Source organism: Lunatibacter salilacus (assembly GCF_009797935.1).
Lineage (GTDB): Bacteria > Bacteroidota > Bacteroidia > Cytophagales > Cyclobacteriaceae > Lunatibacter > Lunatibacter salilacus.
The window spans coordinates 436018-455990 of sequence record NZ_VOLC01000003.1 but is presented as its reverse complement, the minus strand read 5'-3'; the positions used below and the strand labels follow the sequence as shown (position 1 = coordinate 455990).

13 protein-coding genes are annotated in these 19973 nt (G+C 43.4%); 5 read left to right on the top strand and 8 right to left on the bottom strand.

The genetic code is table 11. The features are described 5' to 3' along the window. Positions 1-586 precede the first annotated feature (586 nt). From FQ608_RS06710 to yiaK, 4 genes are all read right to left on the bottom strand, one after another. A complete protein-coding gene (locus tag FQ608_RS06710) occupies positions 587-2380 on the bottom strand; it encodes a hypothetical protein (protein WP_158857040.1) in 1794 nt (597 codons plus the stop codon). 116 nt (positions 2381-2496) lie between these two features. Next, entirely contained in the window at positions 2497-3513 is a 1017-nt protein-coding gene (locus FQ608_RS06705; protein WP_158857039.1) for a phosphotransferase, read from the bottom strand. Further along, positions 3500-4006, bottom strand: a complete 507-nt coding sequence (locus tag FQ608_RS06700; protein ID WP_158857038.1) for an AAA family ATPase — start codon at positions 4004-4006, stop codon at positions 3500-3502. The genes FQ608_RS06705 and FQ608_RS06700 overlap by 14 nt, the downstream gene beginning before the upstream one ends. A 3-nt stretch (positions 4007-4009) precedes the next feature. Continuing rightward, the gene (gene yiaK / locus FQ608_RS06695) at positions 4010-5038 is read right to left on the bottom strand and encodes a 3-dehydro-L-gulonate 2-dehydrogenase (protein WP_158857037.1); all 1029 of its coding nucleotides are present in this window, start codon (positions 5036-5038) and stop codon (positions 4010-4012) included. A gap of 406 nt (positions 5039-5444) precedes the next feature. Here yiaK and FQ608_RS06690 point away from each other — a divergent pair, with 406 nt between their 5' ends. From FQ608_RS06690 to FQ608_RS06680, 3 genes are all read left to right on the top strand, one after another. Further along, positions 5445-7277 carry a DUF3857 domain-containing protein gene (locus FQ608_RS06690; protein ID WP_158857036.1) on the top strand — a complete coding sequence of 611 codons (1833 nt, stop codon included), beginning with the start codon at positions 5445-5447 and terminating at the stop codon, positions 7275-7277. A gap of 6 nt (positions 7278-7283) precedes the next feature. Further along, positions 7284-9254, top strand: a complete 1971-nt coding sequence (locus FQ608_RS06685; RefSeq protein ID WP_158857035.1) for a DUF3857 domain-containing protein — start codon at positions 7284-7286, stop codon at positions 9252-9254. Positions 9255-9351: 97 nt separating this feature from the next. After that, complete coding sequence (locus FQ608_RS06680; RefSeq protein ID WP_158857034.1) at positions 9352-10362, top strand: zinc-binding alcohol dehydrogenase family protein; 1011 nt, start codon at positions 9352-9354, stop codon at positions 10360-10362. Positions 10363-10396: 34 nt separating this feature from the next. Here the strand turns inward: FQ608_RS06680 and FQ608_RS06675 are convergent, their stop codons facing one another. The 4 genes from FQ608_RS06675 to FQ608_RS06660 all read right to left on the bottom strand — a co-directional run bounded on the left by FQ608_RS06675 (position 10397) and on the right by FQ608_RS06660 (position 17295). Beyond that, positions 10397-11128 carry a succinate dehydrogenase/fumarate reductase iron-sulfur subunit gene (locus FQ608_RS06675; protein ID WP_158857033.1) on the bottom strand — a complete coding sequence of 244 codons (732 nt, stop codon included), beginning with the start codon at positions 11126-11128 and terminating at the stop codon, positions 10397-10399. Next, positions 11128-13056, bottom strand: a complete 1929-nt coding sequence (locus tag FQ608_RS06670; protein WP_199856325.1) for a fumarate reductase/succinate dehydrogenase flavoprotein subunit — start codon at positions 13054-13056, stop codon at positions 11128-11130. The genes FQ608_RS06675 and FQ608_RS06670 overlap by 1 nt, the downstream gene beginning before the upstream one ends. Before the next feature lie 65 nt (positions 13057-13121). After that, positions 13122-14846 (bottom strand): FAD-dependent oxidoreductase, encoded by a 1725-nt coding sequence (locus FQ608_RS06665; RefSeq protein ID WP_158857032.1) that lies wholly within the window; start codon positions 14844-14846, stop codon positions 13122-13124. 295 nt (positions 14847-15141) lie between these two features. Continuing rightward, positions 15142-17295: a hypothetical protein gene (locus FQ608_RS06660; RefSeq protein ID WP_158857031.1), complete on the bottom strand. Its 2154-nt coding sequence runs from the start codon at positions 17293-17295 to the stop codon at positions 15142-15144. A 297-nt stretch (positions 17296-17592) separates the two neighbouring features. Between FQ608_RS06660 and FQ608_RS06655 the strand changes: the two genes are divergently transcribed. Together FQ608_RS06655 and FQ608_RS06650 are read left to right on the top strand one after the other, a co-directional pair. Then, entirely contained in the window at positions 17593-19401 is a 1809-nt protein-coding gene (locus FQ608_RS06655; protein WP_199856324.1) for a DUF459 domain-containing protein, read from the top strand. Between the two features lie 234 nt (positions 19402-19635). Then, entirely contained in the window at positions 19636-19962 is a 327-nt protein-coding gene (locus FQ608_RS06650; protein ID WP_158857030.1) for a rhodanese-like domain-containing protein, read from the top strand. The last annotated feature ends 11 nt before the right edge of the window (positions 19963-19973 follow it).

The following is a 19973-nucleotide window of genomic DNA, read 5'->3' as shown; positions in this document are numbered from 1 at the left end:
ACATCAATAAAAATAATCCGTACAAATCCGTACAATCCGACAAATCCGTGTTCCATTCGCTTCAAAATAAAATAGAACACGGATGATGCGGATAAAACGGGTAAAGCGGATTTTTTGTGTTGGATTAAATCTCGACATCAATAAAAATAATCCGTACAAATCCGTAAAATCCGACAAATCCATATTCCAATCGCTTCAAAATACAATAGATCACGGATGTTGCGGATAAAACGGATAAAACGGGTTTTTTTGTGTTGGATTAAACCTCGAGGTCAATAAAAAGAATCCGTACAAATCCGTACAATCCGACAAATCCGTGTTCCAATCGCTTCAAAATAAAATAGAACACGGATGATGCGGATAAAACGGATAAAGCGGATTTTTTGTGTTGGATTAAACCTCGACGTCAATAAAAATAATCCGTACACACCCGTACAATCCGACAAATCCGTGTTCCAATCGCTTCAAAATAAAATAGAACACGGATGTTGCGGATAAAATGGATAAAGCGGATTTTATTGTGTTGGATTAAACCTCGACGTCAATAAAAATAATCCGTACAAATCCGCCCAATCAGTATTCTATACTAGACTGTCAACGTCAATTGCTGAATCTCACCTTTTAACAGGTTAAGCTGTTTTTTCATTTTATCGAGTACTTCTTCCGCGTCAGGTTTCATGGTTTCAACCAGGTTTTGATAGTAGTGAATCCCCTCAGTTAAGTTTTTCCTGAATCTATCGTAGTAAGCCTCTACCTTTTGGGTTTTCTCAGGTAAGGCATTCGCCATTTCATTTTTCAAATAATCTACATAAAGCTGAACTTCCTTTACAAAGACATGGGGTCTTTCAGGGTCCAAATTCAGGTTTATTTTTCCATAGATATGATCCACCATCTCTTTGAGACTGAATACACCTTTAAAATAAGCCAGGTTCGGTCCTGGACAAATGGTAACCGCATTTAGATTCCTGCGGGGATTTGTCCCCTGACGGAGGATGGCAGAAGCACTCAGTCCTTCACAAAGACAATCCTTTTCCAACACCTTTGCCACCTCTTCCGCAGTGACTTCTCCGGATTCCTGCTGCTTAAGTTTGAGGTGTTGGTACTGCCGGGATGCCGTACATATGGGGATGTCCGAAAACTCCTTACTGAAAGACAAAAATTTCTTGTAGCAGGGACTTCCAGGCCTGTTTTTCTGTATCCGGGCTTTACGTTGTTCCTCGCCACTGCTAGTACGAAGGTTGTTAAAAGGCACACCCAGCGGGGAAGAATGGCTCAAGTAAAAGTCGGATTTTCTGGCATTAATCAAACGCTGAATAGTATCTTCATCCACAGAGGTTGCCTCCGGAACCAATAAAAAGGGACTCCCCCATCCAGTGCCGTCAAGGGCATAATATTCCCTGACAAATTTATCCTCCTGGGCATCGCCCAAACCACCTTGATAAGTGATTTTTGGTTGAATATCAGTCGGTAGCGCAGCCAATCCCTTATCAGAAAGCACTTGCTGACAGGATTCGGCCAAGGTTTGTGCCAGCACCTGGCGGTTTCGCTTAAACTCCTCCAAAATTGGTCCCATCAGATAGCCTTCCGTGGCAAAGGCATGTCCTCCACAATTGAGGCCAGACTCAACTCGGAATTCGGATACCCAAATCCCCTTTTTGGCCAAGAATTTCCCCTGAATCAATGCGGATCGATAATCACTGACTTTTAGGACAACCCGCTTTTTAATATGCCCTGTGCTGTCCGGGAAAAAATCAGCGAACTGCTCCATATAGGCGTAAAGGGCAGGATTTAATCCCGCGGAAAAGATGACTGCGGAATCCAAGTCACTCTGGGCATACCCCCTCAAAGCTGCCAAAGCATCTGAATACTCCCGTGGTAATTCTTTGCCATCGGTATCATAATTCAGCTTATCTACCTTGGTCATAATATTTACGTCAATACTGCCCGGCTCAATGGCCATTCGTAGCTTTTCCTGCAATTGCTTCTTCTCGCTTCCATCACTTTCAAGCATTTTCATGTACAGAAGGAAAAGTGGATGATTTTCGGGCAACAGCTCAAAATATACGTTGATTTCCCGGTCTAGCTCAAAATCCTGTTGCCGCAAACCAGCCACCTGAGTCTCAACCTGAGCGTTCAAAAAATTTAAATATGCAGTCGTACGCTTAGCTTTGACATCCGGTTCGGTATCAGGGATTTCTTTATAAGAAATCTCCAGGTTTTCGCTATAGAGTTTACGCATGTCCTCTAACAAAAAATCGTCTATAATGGAAACACAACTGGAAATTCCATACTTGGCAACTTTGAGCGGAGAGTCTACGGTGAATCCCAATCCCATGACGGGAATGTGAAAGGTATGAAGCGGTGAGGATAATACTTGCATGGGTAAATAAATATGTGTGAGCTATTGTAATAGAAACACAAAATTACCAGTAAAGATCAAGCGCAACCAGTACCTTAATCACTTCAAAACATGATTTAAATCAAGTTTTCAGTGTATTAGAGTTGTCTGAGCTCTTCCATATATGATTTCATTAGTTGCAGGTAACGAATTGACCCCGCCAAACTTTTAATAGTGGTCTCAAAAGAAATTTCGTCGCCAGCCTGAAGGGCCAAAACCTTAGCCCGGATATTGGCCCTAAGCATTTTGAAATAGGTGAAAATTCGCATTTCCTCCTTGTTGACAAACTCCCCTTTTTGACTACAATATAATTTGAAAAAATCTTCTGAAAGCTCCCGACGTCCGTAAGACTCTATATCCATACAAAGAAATGCAACTTCATACCAGACATCGATCTGACGAAACGTATCGTTAAATTCGATGCAGTCAAAAATGACAGGTTCTGGACTCAAAAAAATATTTCGGCTATGCAGATCACCGTGAACATCCCTAACATTGCCGGCATTTGTCCTGTCAATAAATTGATCCTGATTTTCCGTCAGAAATTCATCGCTAAATTTGATCGAGTCTTCAATCACATCAGTCCACTCATTATCTGGCAACTTTTTAAAGTGAACCAATACAGATCTAAGGTCACGAAAAGTCTCTTTTGCCTTATTCAGTTCAAATGGAGCTGAAATAACAGCAGCATCTTTGTGGAAATTCGCCACCTGATGGGCCAATTGGTCAATTACCGCCTTGCTTACCTGATTTTTGGAAAGAAGACAGTCCATACGAAGCGAGTTATCCTGCTTTTTCATGACGACCCCGTAATCCCACACTTGACTACCTTCATTTCCGATTAGCCATTTTTTACCTTCCCGGGTAAGAGCTTCCACGCCAAGGTATATCTCTGAAAAACGGCAATTGAGCTTTACTTCCTGCTCACAAAAATGTTTGCGTAGTTCCAAGGTAGAAAAATCGAGAAAGGTCAGCTTTACAGGCTTTTTAATTTTCAATGCAAAGTCTGCCGTAAACAACACCCAGGAAATGTGGGTTTCCTGAAAATCCCCTTCAAACTTTTGGCTGTAGAGTGCGGCATGTTGCACCAACTCTTGGACATCAGTTTTCTCCATGGCCGATATAGTCTAACGCTTTTTCCAACAGAAATGCGATATTGTCTTTCTTGGATTCCAATACAATCACCTTCATGATAAACGGCTCGAACATTTCCTTAATTTGTTCATATACGGAAAAATCTGCCTGACTATCGGAGCGGGGTTGGCGAAGCCTCTCCCGAATCAGTTCTTCGTCCGCCGTAATATTAAAATAAAAGACGTCAGCACCCTCATCAACCGCCAAGTTTGAAAATAAATCCCGCATTTGTTGGAGATAAAATGTGGCGTCGATGATAACTGTATTTTCTTTACTCAATGCCTCTTTGGCTAAACGCTTTAAATGCTGGTAGACTTTTAACTTATCTTCGGGGGAGTATTGGTCTCTGTTTCCCAGGCGGTTTCTTTCCCTGTCACTACTGAGGTATTTTGCCCCTAATTCTAAAGCCAGCCGCTCTGCGAAGAAGCTTTTACCTGAACCCGGCAAACCCATTACCAAAATTAGTTTTTTCATAGATTAACTATTTTCCTTGACCATCCGCAGGACACTTTCCCAGATCGCTTTTTCAACAGGTATTCCATTTGCCAGGTTTACCCGGCGATTCTTGAGGGATTGCTGTCCTGGAAAATGGACCTCCTTCCCTTGAAACACCTTAGAATCGGTCAAATCCTGCAAAATTTCGTCTGCTCTTTCCTTAAATAGTTTGGTCTCCAAACCCAATTTCTCCGGATCCAGGCAGAGAAAAAATTGGGAAATGGCGTGTTCTTCTTTCTCCCGTCCAATTTCATGCGTTGCCTTACCCCCCGAAATTAACGAACTGATCATATTGAGCATAAGAGAGAGTCCGGATCCCTTCCACATACCAAATGGCAGGGCAAGATTTCCGGCTAAGATATCTGCGGGCTTTTTGGTAAGCTGTCCTTCCCCATCAAACCCGGCGTCAAAAGGTAAATCTTCTCCCTTTCGCAGATAAGTACCCATTTTTCCATACGAAAATTGGGACATGGCCATATCGAGCACCACACCCTGATCTCCGGAGGGTACAGCCAACACCAGCGGGTTATTTCCAAGTTTGGGTTCCTTCCCTCCCCAAGCGGGCATGTTTGGAAGGGTGTTGGTGAAGCATATTCCCACGCAGCCAGCCTCCACGGCTTGCCAGCCATAATTTCCAGCCCTCATCCAGTGATTGGTATTGTTCAAGGAAACACAACCTATGCCATTTAGTTTAGCCATGTTTATAGCCTTTTGCATTGCGAAACTGGCATTCAGCATGCCCGGACCCAGATTGCCATTCCATCGTTCAAATACCGGCAGGGCAAATTCTTGTGTTGGTTCGGCAGTTGGGATCACGTATCCCTCTTTGACGAGGCGAATGAATTCAGGAAAACGATTTAACCCGTGGGAGGGCACCCCATCCAAACTGGATTTGGCAAAAAGATCCGCACAAAGGGAGGCTTTTGATGGTGAAAAACCGTTTTGCAACAGAATAGTCACAAAGGTGTCTGTCATTTCCTTAAATGTGATCCGAAGTTCATTTGCTACCATTTCGTTACTTTATATAATTGTTCTTTAATTCAGTTCTTCTTTGAAGATGAGTTCGGTTTTTTTTTAATATCCTTACAAAATACAAGTTCACCAAATCCATTCACCAATCCAAATGACCATATCCATTTAAAGTATCAATTATCGACACGGACTAATTTTATCAAACCGGAATAAGTTACAAGTCATAGAAAATCAACGAATTCATTGAAGGAAGTAACAAAACCGATGGTTAACTCAATACCTTACCAGGTAGGTTTATCCCTTCAATAGAAAGGGGACATAATCCATTTTTCGGTGGAATATAGGCGGAAGAAAATTTGTTTTAAAAAAGAAAAAAAAATGTCATACGGCGCATTAATTTTTCAAATAAAAATTTTAAATTTCGTAGACTTTAACCTTTTTTAGTATGAATACATTTTTAAGCAGATTTTTGATTATTATCGTCCTTTTTTTTGTGAAAACCAATGGTTTTTCGCAAAATGATGTGCGAGCCTATTCCACTTTGGAAAAGCACCAACGGATAACCATTCAGGAGGATTATAGCTACCTCGTTGACATTCGACAAAACACTCTGATTACCGACACCAAAGGGCTTGACCATGGTAGCTATTCCATTAACATCGACCAATTCACCAAAATAGAAAATTTCGAAGCCCGGATAATAGATCCCAAAAGCGGCAAAACCATCCGAAGAATTCGGACAAAGGATCTTAGCGACCGGGCAGTAATCGGAGAAGGTTCATTTTTCGAGGATTCTAGGGTTAAATATTTAATGTTGGAAAATATTCCCGTTCCATTAAGGGTAGAGGTGGCGGTAACTTTAAAAAAATCCGGAAATTTTAACCTTCCCAAATGGTATCCAAACAGCTACTATCATCAAAAGGTCTCAGCATCAACTCTGGAAGTATTCTATCCTGAAAGCATGGGGTTAAGGTATAAAGAAAACTTGCTTAGTGGAATTTCAACTCCTGGTGAATCTACAGGCTGGCAGAAGCTCAGATGGGAAGCAGGTGACCTTCCTGTGATAGAAAAAAGCGATGAAGACATGGACCTTCCTTACGTAGCGTTGGCCCCGGTCAAATTTGCCATGGAAGGATACGAAGCGACTATGGATTCCTGGGAATCGTTTGGCAGTTGGTTTAACCTTCTAAATGCTGGAAGGGACGAATTGCCTGATGAGATGAAAAATCAAGTCCGAATATTGACAGACGGTGTAACAGATGATTTTGAAAAAATTAGCATCCTATATAAATACCTGCAGAAAAACTACCGCTATGTCAGTATACAGATGGGAATCGGAGGCTGGAGGTCCATGAAAGCCGCTGACGTGGCTGCCCTGAAATACGGGGACTGTAAGGGTCTAAGCATGCTGATGAAATCACTACTTAAGGAAGCAGGCATTCCCTCCGACTATACGTTGGTGTATGCGGGTGATGACGAAGATCCCATTGATGTGGGTTTTCCTTCCAACCAGTTTAACCACGTAATCTTGCGTGTTCCATTACCCGGAGACACCCTTTGGCTGGAATGTACCTCCAATACCCTTCCCGCCGGATACTTAGGCAGCTTTACCAAAGACCGTCCCGTTTTGGTCATTAACGAAAATGGAGGACTAATCGCCCGAACTCCCTCCTATTCGGACAGTAAATTTAACAAAAGAAAGGTTTCGTTACAGGTAGACCTAATGGAAAACGGTGATGCTAAAATCAAAGGTGTCTCCAGCTATCAGGGACAACCTGCAGAAATTTTCGGTCCCCTAACGTATCAACTTTCGGAGAAGGAACAAAAGGATTTTTTAAACACGCACCTTGGAGGAAGGGGTCTAAATTTGCAGTCGTTCCATATTTCTGTCGGCCAAGAACGTAATATCCCCACGGCGGAGGTGTCCTACGAAGGCCTTGTGGCCCGCTTTTCCCAAAATACCGCAAAACGGATAATGATACCACTTTCTTGGAACAAATCCCCCATCGAAGAGATGAACAATGAAAGCTGGGAATACGAAGAAACCCTTGAAATCAACACCGACCAACCCTTAGTTTTTGACGGAGATCAGCCCTCATGGTCCGTTGAAACCCCCCATTACAGACATTCTCTGGAAACCGTTCAGGAGGCCAAAAAGCTGGTGATTTACAAAAAAATTAACACCTATCTTCCGTCTTACGACAGCGGTGTGTCCAACGGGGAGATTTTATTAGGAATGCAAAAGGAATTTCAAAAACAACTAATTTTTAAAAAGTAAAACCCTATGAAACGAACACTAATTTTTACCTTTCTCGTGGGTATCCTACTGGAGGTAAGGCCCGTTTACGCCCAAGAAATGAAATTTGGGAAGTACTCCCCATGGGAGTTTGAGTTGACTGATGTCCCCTTTGAACCTGGTTCTGACGCTGTAGTTTTGGAGGAAATCAACACCAGCTTTTTCAGTGGTGTTCAGCTACACAGTGAGATTCACCGACGGATTAAAGTATTAAAGGAAAGTGGGAAATCTCATGGCGATGTGCATCTAGCATATTATGATGGCAAAGAAGGGATTGAAACCATTCAGCGTCTCCGAGCCCAGATTGTAAATAGAGAGAATGGAATAGATAAAGTAACCAAGCTTTCAAAAAGTGATTTTTTTGAAGTGGATGCTGGTAACGGACACAAAGAAATACGCTTCACCTTTCCGGAAGTTAAAGAGGGATCTATTTTAGAGTACGCCTACACTAAGTTAGACAAAGCCATTTTGTTTGTGGATGGATGGGTATTTCAAAACAACATTCCCACAATTAAATCATCCTATTCGCTTGCCGTTCCTGAATTTCTTGATTACAGAATGTTAGGGCAAGGCTTTAAAGTTGTTACTGCTAAATACAGAATCGGATCCAGCGGACTATATCGGTGGAACTTGACTGATCTCAGGTCTGTCAAAGCTGAACCGTATATGAACCATTTCTCGGATTACCTTGAAAAGGTGCAGTTCCAACTTGCCGGGTATAAATCCCAATCAACAAACATATTGGGCCAAACAGAATCCGACTACAAGAATATGTTCAGCAATTGGCAGGAATTGGCAGATTTTTTCATGGAAAGGAGAGCCTTTGCTTCCTATACAAAACCCGATAAAAACGTGAGCAAATCATTTCCGGTCATCGATACTACTGGGAAAAACAAATCAGAAATATTGCAGGAATACTATTCTTATGTAACCCAGAACTTCACCTACGACGGTAAAGGAAGTATAGTCCCAGATCAATCGCTAAAGGATATGCTGGTAAACAAAAAAGGAAACCGGGCGGAAATCAATCTTTCTTTAATGGCCTTACTAAATGCATCGGGAATAGTAGCGCATCCTGTTATGATTAGCAGTAAGGGCAATGGAAGATCTGATTTGGTGGCCTTTCCTTTTGCCGATCAATTTAATCACCTGATGCTAGTCGTAAATACGGAGGACAAGCTGCACTTTGTTGATGCATGTAATCCAGATAGACCCTTGGGGTACCTCCCGTTGGATTTTCATGTTAATGAGGGTTTCTTGCTAATGGAAAAGGAGAGTGGATTGATGCCTGTAAAAATTGGGCACCGATCTGGAATTAATCAGTTTGTAGAAATCAAATCCACCCCTAATAATGGATTTATATCCACTGTTAACCTACGGCTAATGGATTACGACGCATTGGTATATGGAGATATCACTCAAAAAGACGCTCTTGAATCCTTTAAGAATAGTATTTTGATAACTCCGGATGTCGAAGTAATAAAGTTTGAACCTTCCATTAAAACTATTTCGAACCGCCACGTTTTGGAAACCTCCATCGAAACCCGGGAAAAGTATGGGGAAGGCGAAAACGTATTTATCAAACCCTTCGCTATAAGTCGATGGACGGAAAACCCATTTACCGCAGACGCAAGAACCTTCCCAGTTGATTTCAATTACACGGTCAATGACCGTTATTCTGCCAACATTATCGTACCTGAGGGGTACGAACTGGATGATTATCCTGAAAATATCTCGTTAACTATTCCTGATGGCACCCTATCCTTTTCCTATCAAACAGTTGCTATGAATAATAACGTACAGGTTAATGCATTGCTTTCCGTCAAAGACAACTTTGTAATTGCCGAAAATTACCCTAACCTGAAATACTTTATGGAAATCCTTACAAGTAAGCTGCAAGAACCGCTAATTCTCCAAAAGATAACAATAAATGCAGTAGCAGAAGAAGTTAAGCCCTAGGGAATCACATCATTATTTGGAATATAATAGATCAAAGAAGGCGGTATTCGCCTTCTTTTTTTACTTTTGGGAAGCTATTATTAAATCTTCCCCATCCATGAAATATATAGTATGTGAAATACCAGGCAAACTAACGCTGAAAACACATGAAATTCCAACACCTGCAACTGATGAAGTGCTCGTCAAGATCAGAAGAATCGGTATTTGCGGTACGGATTTACATGCCTTTGCCGGTAATCAGGCTTTTTTTACCTATCCACGGATTCTTGGACATGAATTGGCAGGTGAAATATACGATCCAAATGGTAATCGGGAATTTACCTCCGGAGATAAGGTGGCTATCATTCCCTACATAAACTGCGGTTCCTGCTTGGCATGCCGTGCGGGAAAAACTAACTGCTGTGCATCTCTAAAGGTCTTAGGTGTGCATATAGACGGAGGAATGCAGGAGATCATAGCTGTCTCAGGCCGACTGTTAATTCCTGCCCCTAATTTAAGTTGGGAAGAAATAGCAATCATTGAACCGCTCTGCATCGCTGCTCATGCCGTAAAAAGAGCACAAATCACCCCTGGCCAACGTATATTGGTGATTGGATGCGGCCCTATCGGTTTGGCAATTATCAGGTTTGCCAACCTGGCAGGGGGCACTGTAATAGCCATGGACCTCAATGAACAACGCCTACAAGTAGCTGCTTCCCATTTCGGAGCGGACCATACCCTCCTAGCAGGCAGTTCAGCTAAGAATGAAGTCAGTAAACTGACTGAATCAGACCTCTGTGATGTGGTATTCGATGCTACGGGCAACAAGGCTGCCCTGGAATCGGGCGTCGAATTCATGGGCCATGGAGGGAAATACCTGCTAGTGGGGCTATACAAGGATTTTCTGAGTTTCCACCATCCCAGTCTCCACGCCAAAGAAACCAGCATTCTCTGTAGTAGAAACGCAACCAAGGAGGACTTTTTATTTGTGATGGAGACCCTTGCCAAAAAGTTATTTCCCACCGAAATGTATGTAACCCATCAGGTGTCTTTCGAACAATTGATAGATGACTTTAACTCATGGACCGACCCAGCCAACCAGGTAATAAAAGCCATGGCAAGTCTATAAAAACCTTTTCACTTCACTAAAGAAATCTAGCCTGTTAGGATTTCCAATATTCCCTGTTCATCAGGGCAATATGAGCTATGGAAATATGCTGCGGGCATTCTACCTCACAGGCACCTGTGTTGGAACAAGCTCCAAAACCCAACTCATCCATAGTCTGAACTAACTGCCTAGTACGTTTTTTATGTTCCACCTGTCCCTGCGGCAATTGGGCCAAATGGCTGATTTTAGCGGCGGTAAACAATGCCGCACTTGCATTTTTACAACTGGCGACGCAGGCCCCACAGCCGATGCAGGCGGCTGCATCGAAGGCACCCTCTACGGCTTCATTTGAAATGGGAATGCTATTGGCTTCAGGTGCCTGCCCTGTACGCACACTGATATATCCTCCAGAAATAATAATTTTATCCAATGCGGAACGATCCACCTTCAAGTCTTTCTTTACCGGAAAAGCCTCAGCGCGAAAGGGCTCAATATAAATGGTATCTCCATCATTGAATGATCGCATATGAAGCGTACAGGTAGACGTGTTGGCCAAGGGCCCGTGAGCACGGCCGTTGATCACCACCCCGCATTGTCCACAGATTCCTTCCCTGCAATCGTGGTCATAGGCCACAGGCTCCTGATCATTTACGATAAGTGATTCATTAAGGGTATCCAACATCTCCAGAAATGACATGTCGGGTGAAATTTCTGATATTGGATAGTCCACCAGTTTACCTTTTGCCTTGGGAGAGGGTTGCCTCCAGATTTTCAGAAGAAAATTCATTATTTATAACTCCTTTCTGTTGGTTTCACATAGTCAAATTGCAAGGGTTCACGGATTAGTTGAGACCCCTCTTTCCCGTACTTCCAGCACGAAATAAATGCAAATTCGGAATCATTTCTTTCCGCTTCTCCCTCCGGTGTCTGGTATTCTTCCCTGAAATGTGCCCCGCAGGATTCATGTCGGGTTAGGGCATCTTCACACATTTGCCGGGCAATTTCCAAGTAGTCCGCCACCCGGCATGCCTTTTCCAGCTCATCGTTCATCTGATCTGATGATCCTGGGATGCGAACATCCTGATGAAATGCATCTTTAAGATCATTTATCTTTTGGATTGCTTCAGCCAATCCCGATTCCGTCCGGCTCAGTCCGCAAAAATCATATAATATTTTTCCAAGGGAACGGTGGAAATCATCCACTGTTCTGGATCCATTTACAGAAGTCAATCGTTTGACTTCACTCCTAATATCTTGTTCAGCCAAGTCAAATGCCTCTTGGTCGGTCGAAAGCTTCTTTTCATCCTTTCCTAATCCCGCCAAATAATGGGGAAGGGTATAGGGCAAAATATAATACCCGTCCACACAGGCCTGTAAGAGTGAATTAGCTCCCAATCTGTTTGCACCATGATCTGCAAAATTGGCTTCTCCAATTGCGAAAAGGCCGGGGATTGTGGTGCTCAATTCATAGTCAACCCACAGTCCACCCATGGAAAAATGGGCGGCAGGGGAAATGAGCATAGGCTGCTCGTAGGCATTAACACCGGTAATCTTTTGATACATGTCAAATAGATTCCCGTATTTCTTTTTCACCCCTGCTTTGCCTTGGTTTAAAATGGCATCTTTGAAATCCAAATAAACCGCATTTTTCATTGCTCCTACCCCATATCCAGCATCTATTCGCTCTTTTGCCGCCCGGGAGGAAATGTCCCGGGGAGCCAAATTTCCATAAGAAGGGTATCTGCGTTCTAGGTAATAATCTCTATCTTCTTCGGGAATATCTTTGGCGGATCTATTTTCACCCAGTTTGGCAGGCACCCATATTCGCCCATCATTTCGCAGCGACTCCGACATAAGAGTCAATTTGGATTGATGTGTGCCAGACTGAGGCAGACAGGTAGGATGAATCTGCGTCCAACTGGGACAGGCTGTAAGTGCTCCTTTCTTGTGAGCCCGCCAAATGGCCGATCCGTTGCATCCCATAGCCAAGGTGGACAGGTAAAAGATTTTCCCAAATCCTCCTGTAGCCAGAACAACAGCATGGGCGGCATGACGGGTTATTTCGCCCGTGTCCAGATTCCTCACAATGATGCCTTGGGCCTTTCCGTTCGCTACTACCAAGTCCAACATCTCGTGCCGAGTATGACTGGATACTTTACCCAAATGAACCTGGCGCATAAGGGCTTGGTAAGCTCCCAAAAGCAGTTGCTGCCCAGTTTGTCCCCTTGCGTAAAAGGTGCGGCTTACCTGCACGCCACCAAAGGATCGGTTATTCAGATATCCGCTATATTCACGGGCAAAGGGTACTCCTTGAGCAACTGCCTGATCTATAAGATGCCCGGAGCATTCCGCCAAGCGGTAGACGTTCGCTTCTCTTGAGCGGAAATCCCCTCCCTTAATGGTATCATAAAACATACGGTAAACGCTGTCACCGTCATTCTGGTAATTTTTCGCGGCATTTACCCCTCCCTGGGCTGCTACCGAATGAGCCCGGCGGGGAGAGTCCTGAAAACAAAAGGTGCTGACTTCAAAGCCCATCTCAGCTAAGGAAGCCGCTGCCGACGAACCTGCCAATCCCGTTCCAACTACAATTACCTTATATTTGGATCGGTTTGTTGGGCTCACAAGTCTTGCGTTTTTTTTAAAAGTCGACCACTTTTCCTCCAGCGGACCCTCTGGGATTTTAGATTGTAAGTGTATCGAAGATGCTTCCATAGACATTAGGACTTAACTTAAGCGTTAACATGTATTCGTATAATTCACAAAATAGTTTTGCCTGCCTATCCGGGCCATTCTGTCTCTATGCCTTGATTCCGGATGAACTCCTGAAATCTGGTAAGGTTCTCCTTATTTTCGCGAACTTCTTTCGGGGAAAATTTATTTTCAAGGCAATAGGAAACGAGCAATCCTACAGCCTCACCGATGCTCCATTCTACCGGATGAAGGCGGTAACATCCATTGGTGATATGGGTGGTACCGATGTTTTTGTTGGCTGGAATAAGGTTTTCAGTTTCTTGAGGGATCAAAGCACCCAAGGGTATCTGAAAAGGTAGAGAACCAAAATCAATATAGTTATCTCCCTCGCTACTTGGATGGAGGTCGATGTGATAATAACCGATGCCAACACTGTCATAAAACTCCGCCGCCTTGACCGGACCGCTTCCCTGCATGACCATTTTTCGGTTTTCGGCTCCCACATGTTCTTCCAAAACCGTGAACAGTGCTTTTATACGCCGGGCCTCCCTAACATAAGGATATTTGGCCAGACCATCCTCTGTACCCATAATATCCTTGCGTAGCCTAACTCCCGGCCATCCTTTTCCCCCGTCTGGGCGAGGGGCTTCAGTTTGAAGCCAATACAGCAGAGAGAGACTCAGTTGTTTGGCCCGGTTGACGTGGTGTATAAAAGTTTTTTCGTCCACATCGACAATATTCCCGAGCATGTAGTCATTTTGTGGCCAGTTTACGATCGTTATATCACCTTTATGGAAACCAGGCGTAAAATTATTTTTGTTTATGATCCGTCGGTAATTCCAAAGATTCAGCGAGTCACCTGTTGGCACCCCTTCTGGATGAAAACCCAATGCTTTAGGCTCAAGATTTCTAGGATTGGAATACATTAGGTCTAAGATTTTTCCTGACCATGCCGGTGTCAAAGGAGGTACGTGATTTTTCCAAAATTCATAATCCAGTGGCTTCTCAATCACATGATTTTCACCTGGCACGTAATCTATGGCAAAGCACATCGTAAATGCCTGGTTATTGGTAGGATTCGCCTTATCCGGTGCATGGAGTTCGTTCGTCTCTTCCTTTGATTCTGTGCCGGTAACATACGCCGTACCTGTTAGAGGCAACAAATCGCCAAGTTCAGTGGCATCTACAAAATAGGGGGCCTCAAGCTTCCATTCATCTCCAGAGACCAAGCTTCGGGAAATTAAATTTCCTACCTTTTTTCCTGATAACTGAGCTCTATGAATTTTATGTTCCAGCAAAACTACGAGTTGTCTGTTACTTTGATAGGGAGCTAGCATCTCCTCTAGTACAGCCACGGCTACCCGAGGTTCATGGCAAAGTCTGGAAACCGATCCGTCACCTGGATTTAGGTTTTCCCTAGCTTTGGCATCGGCAGTTAGGGGATAATTTCTTTTGTAATAATCCCGGACTCCGGTACGGAATTCACGGTATGATGGCGGTGCACCGTGGGTTTCTATCCAGTGATGTTCATCCGGTGGCACTCCCTGCTGAGTGATTTGTCCGCCTATCCAGTCGGTTTCCTCCGTGAGGATGACTGAAAGTCCGTTTTTTAGGGCTGCAAGGGCTGCCGCACAACCCCCAAGACCGCCTCCTGCGACGATGACGTCGGCATGTAGGGCAGAAGCATGCTGATTTACTTTTCCTTTTTTGAATTGGGTACTTCCTTCGGCAGACGACATTCCAAGCCAAGAACTTGCTGATAAGGCACCTCCGCTTAAGGCTAGTTGGTTAATAAAGTTTCTTCTTTTCATCTGTTTATAATTCTTTTTTCAATGGTCAGATGGAATCTCGCAATTATAATCATCCCACTGTGTGACGATCTCGTCATGCTCGATTTCATGTGTTTATTTTTTGTTTTTTAATGGTCAGATGGAATCTCGCTATGATAATCATCCCACTGTGTGACGTTTTCGTCTTGCTCGATTTCATGAGTTTATATTGTTTTTTCAACGGTCTCATTGGCTGTCCCGAAATCAATTCGGGAGAATCTCGCCACTATAATGATCCCTGTGTTTGACGTTTTCGTCATGCTCGATTTCATTTATCTTATTTTTCAAACATCAGTTTATATGTTTTTGGGAAATGTTGGCTAACTGCGGAGTTTGAAGTCAGTTCCCAGTAGCTATTGTCCTGCAACACCAGTACTTGGGTAGCAACAATCCAGCTTTGGGTCCAGCCGGAAAGGGTACCCCATGCTCCCCAGCCTACATCCGCATTACTCGCCCAAAACTCCCATCGCCCATAATCAAAGGCACGAAACCAAGCACCATCCAAATCTTCGAAATGCTCACTTTTCACCTGAATACGGGTTAGAAAATCTGATAATTTAATCAGAGCTTCCTCATATTTGGGATTACCTGTAGCATGGGCTGCTTCGTTAAGGCTAAAGAAGGCAAAGTTGCTCGTGTACAACATATCTGCTATGGGGTCTCCGTTTTCAAATATTAACGGAGCTTCGTGCAGGCCATATTCGGCATTTGACTTAGTACGGCCATAGCGGCCTTTTCCTTCACCCCCAAGTTCCTCCCGGATGGCTCCGTTATCCATTTGGTTTTCCAGCAGTTTACTGACAATTCGATCAAGCCATTCCCTGTGCTCCGGAGTATCTTCGACCCTTACCAGCCACGCTAGTGGAAGAATCATCCTTGCTCTTTCTTGCTGGATGCCATTAGTCCATAACCACTCCTCGGGATATCCTTCCATGGTGATCTTGATGGCAGATTTGGCCTTTGTCAGTAAAGGTTCATGGCCTGTTTTATCGTAAAGCCATAAGTACAAGGCCCACATCCAAGATTCGAAATGTGGGGCTGGATTTACTTCTTCCCTATCCCAATAATACCTCCAACCGTTGCGCTGAACGTCCCGCTGTTCGAGTCGGTTTCTCCTAAATCCCAAAGTACCTGTAGTCCGGAAATTCGCCAAAATGGCTTCCACCATTTCCTGATCCCACTGATCCGAATCCATGTGGGCGGAAGCCCCAAGAATTCCCAAGATAGCTCTGGCATTATCGTCGCCATAATAAACCCCGGGATGGGTATGCGACCAACCGATCAACCCGTAAGCGGCAGAGTCGGGATCACTTCTCGGCCCTGTACGCATATTAGACTGAAAAAGGTAGTCAACAAGATTTTTTGCCGGAGTAGTATATGATTGCTCGTCCAACAGATTGGCAGCCGCGGCCAATGCATAGGCAGCTTCCCCTTGTACATCTGCCCGGATCCAATAGCGGTACTGCTGAGAACCGTCGTAGTAAATGTTTGATGAATGGCCTTCAAGTAATCCGAGTGTTCCGTCTCCGTTGGGAGCGTCATTGCCAATAGGAGGTCCAACTGGGTTAGTTCCGTCACTTTGATACCTAAGCCAAGTATCTTCCCAGGAGGGGTGGATAAAAAACCTTCCTTTATAAAACCAGTCTACTCCTTTTCGGACACTGGTTTTCTTATCTTCATATGTCAGTTCCGTCTGTTCATCAAAGCTTGGCTCCAAATACCGGGGCCAATGCTCAAAAGTAAATTCCTTCTCACCGGCAATTTCTCGGATGATATAGCTCCAGAGGCTTTTCCATTGATCTTCAGGCCCGTATCTACCAGAAGCCACATTCGAAAGTTTGGTAAACGCAAACAGGTGATCCCCTTGGTTCACCAACAATGGATATTGGCTGACCCCTTCCAGTCCATATGGAGCATGATCCAATCCGGCAACTTTGGCCAAGACTAAAAGTGGATCCTTTGCATCTGAAGGAATGATGTGACAATCATTGATACCCAAAATTTTCATGGGCGGCAGATCAGCCCCAAATACCTCGGAGGTCACCACACCTCTTTCCAACCTAGTTTGTATTATCTCCTTTTCCATTGAAATTTCTGGCACCCACAGGGGGAATTCTAAATATAGTTTTATTTTTTTTTCAGTTGCTACTTCGAAAAAGACCTCTGGCAACTCCACCTGCTGCTGTGGATACCCAGGAGCCAATACCAATAAAGAAGCTTCATCCGGCAGTTCATGTATCGAGGTTACAGGATCTGATATATTTTGAAGGGCAAACCCCTCAGAAATCAACCAGGCCGAAAGCTCCCCCTCATGGTCCCCTGAAATATACAATACTTGGCCCTGTGGTGTCTCACATCCGATAATTATAAGGAAAAGTACCCCGATGAGAAGAGTTGGGAGAAAATAAAATGTCCGCTTTACGATATGCATGTCATGCGATTTATTTAGAAAGGTGAGAAATTGGCCTAAACGGACGTTTAAGCCTCTGCAAGTTTAATAGACTTTTTTTAATCCACAACCCCTTAGTTCAAATAAACTGGTTAAGAACCGCATTTCAAAATATAGTTATTTCCACAAAAAATTTAAGGTGCATTTTTTGTTATTTAACCGTAATATTTCCTTGTTTTAAAATTTATTTATTACTATTAATCTGTATATTTGATCCATCTACCATATTCCTTGATCGAATCTACCAAAGTCTACAAAATCTGCTAATTCAGCAAACCCATGTTACAATTGCCTGTCTGTATTTTATTTGTCACTGCATTCATAACTTCAGCACTCTTTTATCCAACCTTTCCAAAAGAAAGTAACTCCAATGTACTGAACGTATTTGCGGTAGATCAATGGACAATTTTGAATAAAGGTAAGGGGGGAGAAAGCAGTTTTGAGATGCTTAACAGAATTCAAGAAGATATTATTCAAGAAAATCCTGATTTGGTTTTTCTTTCGATTGGAATGAATGACATGATCAATCTAGAAAAATTTATCGATTACCACACCTTTGAGAAAAATTATCAAAAAATCATTAATAAACTTCATAGTCAAAATTTTGAAATCGTTTTGCTGAATTTAACTCCCGTCGATACGATAGCGTTGAAGGTGTGGTACAAGGAATCACTATTTCATGAAAAACCTCAGGACAAAATCAAAAAAGCAAACGAGGTAATTAATGTTTTGGCAAAACGCAACGGGATTCCGCTTATTGATCTTTATGATGCATTTGTTACCGAAAACGGTAAGGAAGCGCATACGGGAAAGTTGATCATGAACAAGCGAAATTCAGGATCAGACGATGGCGTCCACCTTACCCAGGCAGGATACCAACTAATAGCCAAAGAATTATTTAATTACCTGACTGTGGAGAAAAGGATCTCCGGCAACAAAAAAATAATCTGTTTTGGAGACAACTTAACATATGGATCTCATATGAGGGGGGCAGGCACTAGTACGGGGCATACATACCCTGGTTTTCTTGCTCAGCTAGTCAAATGGGAAAAATTGATCCCCTACTTTTCCGTCCCCTATGATTTTCTTGACGAATTTGGCGAATATCCCTCACCACTAGCAAAGGAAGACGGTTCCTCAATCACCACGTTGGAGGAATGGGAAATACAGCGGGTGAAAATACGTGAAAAGTGGCACGGTTTATTGGGAGAATGGCCGGAACCAATAACAAATCCTTCTTTTGAAATTTTGGAGGAATTGTCGCTTGACACGCATCTGCAACAAAAGATACGTTTTGAATGGGTTCCCGGTCAATTTACTGAGGGATATCTGTTAGTACCCCATCATGGCGAAGATCTCGCCGCTGTGGTCACTGTGTTTTATGAGCCCGAAACGGGTATTGGGCAAGGTAAACCAAACCGGGACTTCGCCTTACAACTGGTAAAAAGAGGATTTGTCACTCTTTCTTTGGGAACTACTGAATCCACCGAAAACCAAACTTACTCCATATACTTTCCAGAGATCGATTCGGCTACGGTGCAGCCCCTCTCTATGCTCGCTTATGCGGCAAATACGGCATGGGAGCTTCTATCCAACCATCCCCAGGTGGATTCCGCACGTATAGGCATTACGGGGCACTCTTACGGAGGAAAATGGGCCATGTTTGCCTCCTGCCTGACAGACAAATTTGCCGCGGCAGCATGGTCAGACCCGGGGATTGTATTTGAGTCAACCAAACCCGCCGTTAATTACTGGGAGCCGTGGTACTTGGGTTACCATCCCAGACCTTGGAGAAACCGTGGCATGCCAACATCTGATAATCCTATGACGGGATTATACCCGCAACTATTAGAAAAAAATTTGGACTTGCATGAATTGCATGTATTGATGGCTCCTAGGCCATTTTTTGTCTCCGGCGGATCGGAAGATCCACGGGAAAGATGGATTCCGCTTAACCATAGCATTGCCGTAAATAGGCTGTATGGTTTGGATCACCGGGTAGGAATGAGTAATCGCCCCAATCATGACCCCAATGATGTGTCCAACGATATTATGTATACGTTTTTTGAATATTTTTTACAACCATAGCGAAATCGGTGCCTTGAAGTGAATGGTTTATATAGAACTCTTCAAACATTTTATGTTTGGCAACAATCTTTCGCCAAATATTAATATCGGGCTTTCCTTTATTCTAGGTCTGTATTTATTCAAAACTGATATATTAAGCCAAAACTAATTCATTTACGTCTCCTATGTGACTTAAATTACTTTTTGTTAGAGGTAAAGGCAGTAGTTTTGTGTTGTAATAAAATCAGAACAGCTATGTTTAACTTCTTTAGAACCAAAGAGAAAAAATACCAGGATTTATCTTCCGCAGAATTTGAAACAGGTATGAGAGCTCCCGATGCAGTGCTTATTGATGTTCGCACAGCCGGAGAGTTTTCCGGAAAAAAGATAAAAGGAGCTCGGAATCTAGATCTTACCTCTCCTTCTTTTGAGAAGCAAGTCAAAAACTTACCCAAAGATAAGGCCTATTATTTATATTGCCGCAGTGGAAACCGCAGTGGCCAGGCATGCGACATTATGGCCAGTATGGGCTTCAGCCGTCTTTATAATCTGGATGGAGGGATCGCAAGTTGGCCCTATTAGTTTTACCAGAA

Coding starts and splice junctions, on each gene's coding strand:
- FQ608_RS06685 (WP_158857035.1), top strand. CDS start 7,284: ATGAAACGAACACTAATTTTTACCTTTCTCGTGGGTATCCTACTGGAG.
- FQ608_RS06700 (WP_158857038.1), bottom strand. CDS start 4,006: ATGAAAAAACTAATTTTGGTAATGGGTTTGCCGGGTTCAGGTAAAAGC.
- FQ608_RS06690 (WP_158857036.1), top strand. CDS start 5,445: ATGAATACATTTTTAAGCAGATTTTTGATTATTATCGTCCTTTTTTTT.
- yiaK (WP_158857037.1), bottom strand. CDS start 5,038: ATGGTAGCAAATGAACTTCGGATCACATTTAAGGAAATGACAGACACC.
- FQ608_RS06680 (WP_158857034.1), top strand. CDS start 9,352: ATGAAATATATAGTATGTGAAATACCAGGCAAACTAACGCTGAAAACA.
- FQ608_RS06675 (WP_158857033.1), bottom strand. CDS start 11,128: ATGAATTTTCTTCTGAAAATCTGGAGGCAACCCTCTCCCAAGGCAAAA.
- FQ608_RS06655 (WP_199856324.1), top strand. CDS start 17,593: ATGTTACAATTGCCTGTCTGTATTTTATTTGTCACTGCATTCATAACT.
- FQ608_RS06670 (WP_199856325.1), bottom strand. CDS start 13,056: ATGGAAGCATCTTCGATACACTTACAATCTAAAATCCCAGAGGGTCCG.
- FQ608_RS06665 (WP_158857032.1), bottom strand. CDS start 14,846: ATGAAAAGAAGAAACTTTATTAACCAACTAGCCTTAAGCGGAGGTGCC.
- FQ608_RS06660 (WP_158857031.1), bottom strand. CDS start 17,295: ATGCATATCGTAAAGCGGACATTTTATTTTCTCCCAACTCTTCTCATC.
- FQ608_RS06710 (WP_158857040.1), bottom strand. CDS start 2,380: ATGCAAGTATTATCCTCACCGCTTCATACCTTTCACATTCCCGTCATG.
- FQ608_RS06705 (WP_158857039.1), bottom strand. CDS start 3,513: ATGGAGAAAACTGATGTCCAAGAGTTGGTGCAACATGCCGCACTCTAC.
- FQ608_RS06650 (WP_158857030.1), top strand. CDS start 19,636: ATGTTTAACTTCTTTAGAACCAAAGAGAAAAAATACCAGGATTTATCT.